The organism is Domibacillus sp. 8LH (assembly GCF_038806185.1).
In the GTDB taxonomy this organism is placed as follows: Bacteria; Bacillota; Bacilli; order Bacillales; family Domibacillaceae; genus Domibacillus; species Domibacillus indicus_A.
Window position 1 is genome coordinate 1 of record NZ_JAVJNG010000079.1, and the last position, 452, is coordinate 452.

The following is a 452-nucleotide window of genomic DNA, read 5'->3' on the forward strand; positions in this document are numbered from 1 at the left end:
TTTCTGAAATTGGAGAGATAGATCGATTTACTGATCCTAAAAAGCTGGTAGCTTTCGCTGGAGTTGATCCTAGTGTATTTGAATCCGGTAAGTTTACAGCCACTAAAAACCGAATCACTAAAAGAGGGTCAAGCAGGCTTCGTCACGCCTTATATATGGCAGTTCGTTGTGCAATTCGTGACTGTCGTAAGATCAAAACAAGCGATGAAATCATTCCTCGTAATAAGAAATTACGGGAGTTCTATGATAAAAAACGTGAAGAAGGAAAACCCTTTAAAGTAGCCGTTATTGCGTGTGTAAATAAACTCTTACATTGGATATTTGCCCTTTTAAAGAACAGAACAACTTTCCAGGATATAGCTTAAAATCTACATCCAACTAAATAACACAAAACCTTCCAACGCATGATTAAAAGAAGGTTATTTGTCATGCTTGTTTTTAGTATATCATGC

At 36.5% G+C, this 452-nt stretch carries 1 protein-coding gene; it reads left to right on the forward strand.

Annotated features, from left to right (window positions below; all coding sequences use genetic code 11):
• The coding region (locus RG959_RS23845; RefSeq protein ID WP_342799277.1) for a transposase at positions 1-365 on the forward strand (365 nt) is incomplete at its 5' end.
• Positions 366-452 lie beyond the last annotated feature (87 nt).